We start from the raw sequence: 1,322 nt of genomic DNA, 5'->3' as shown, positions 1-1,322 counted from the left end.
GGGTGTGGGGCGCGGTCTCGGGAGCGGGTGGGGCCGGCGGCGTGCTCCTGGGCGGTGTGCTGACCCAGGCGTGGGGCTGGCCCTGGGTCTTCCACTCCGTGGCGTTCGGTGCGGCGCTGGTCCTGGTGGCCGTCGTGGCGCTCGTACCGTCGTCGGACGGGGCCGGCGCCGGCCGGGAGGCGGCCGAGCCGCGATCCGGCCGGCGGGCAGAGCGGTTCGACCTGCTGGGCGCGGCCACCATCACCCTGGCGTTTACCTTGCTGGTCTGGGCCCTGACCACCGCACGGAGCGCCGGCTGGACGGACGCCGGGGTGCTGGTCGCCCTCGCCGGCTCGGCCGTGCTGCTCGCGGCCTTCGTGGTGATCGAGCTCCGCCGGCCGAACGCCCTGGTACCGCCGCGGCTGTTCACCACCGGTCGGGTCGCCGCGGGCAATGTGCTGATGGCGCTGCTGGGGTCGGTATGGATCGCCCTGTTCTTCTTCCTGCCGCTCTACCAGCAACAGGTCCTCGGGATGGGCCCCCTCTCCACGGGGGCCGGTCAACTGCCGCTCGCCGTCGCCAACATGGCCGGCGCGGCGGTGGCACCGCGGATCGCCCGGCTGCTCGGCCCCACCGCGACGGTGACCGCGGCCCTGGCCACGGAGGCGGCCGGCCTGCTGTGGCTGTCCCGGATCAGCGCCGACGGCAGTTACGCCGCCGATGTCCTCGGCCCGAGCGTCCTGGTGGGCCTCGGCCTGAGCATCGCCTTCGTGGGGCTCACCGCGCTCGCCGTGGACGGAGTCCCGCCGCAGGACGCGGGCCTGGCCGGCGGGCTGGTGAACACCACCCGCCAGGTCGGCGGGGCCGTCGGTCTCGCGGCGCTCGCCACCCTGGCCGGCTCCGTCACCGCGCGGGCCGCGGAGCGTCAGCCGCACCTGGAGGCCCTCACCGCCGGCTACCGCGCCGCCTTCGGGGTCTCGGCCGCGGTGATCGGCGCCACCGCCCTCCTCGCCCTCTTCCTGACCGCACCGCGTACCACGACACCCCGCACCACGACACCCCGTCCCACGACACCTCGCACCCCTGCAGAAAGGCTCCTGCCGTGACTGCTGCCAAGCCCTACCTCACCGGCCACTACACCCCCGTCACCGACGAGATCACCGCCACCACCCTCACCGTCGAAGGCACCCTCCCCCCCGAACTCACCGGCCGCCTCATCCGCAACAGCCACAACCCCAAACCCGGCATCACCCCCACCCACTGGTTCAAAGGCAGCGGCATGGTCCACGGCATCCGCCTGCGCAACGGCCACGCCGAGTGGTACCGCAACCGCTGGATCCACA

General features: G+C 74.1%; 2 protein-coding genes. Both read left to right on the top strand.

Features of this window, described 5'->3' with window-relative positions:
* Positions 1-1,085: MFS transporter (locus tag EF918_RS35805; RefSeq protein WP_125652988.1), on the top strand; the 1,085-nt coding region annotated here is incomplete at its 5' end.
* On the top strand, positions 1,082-1,322 hold a 241-nt coding region (locus EF918_RS35800), incomplete at its 3' end, for a carotenoid oxygenase family protein (protein ID WP_185922096.1). The genes EF918_RS35805 and EF918_RS35800, both read left to right, overlap by 4 nt.

Origin of the sequence: Streptomyces sp. WAC06614, from assembly GCF_003949795.1 — a bacterium.
Classification (GTDB): domain Bacteria; phylum Actinomycetota; class Actinomycetes; order Streptomycetales; family Streptomycetaceae; genus Streptomyces.
The sequence above is the reverse complement of the archived record's forward strand: the minus strand, read 5'-3'. Positions and strand labels throughout refer to the sequence as shown.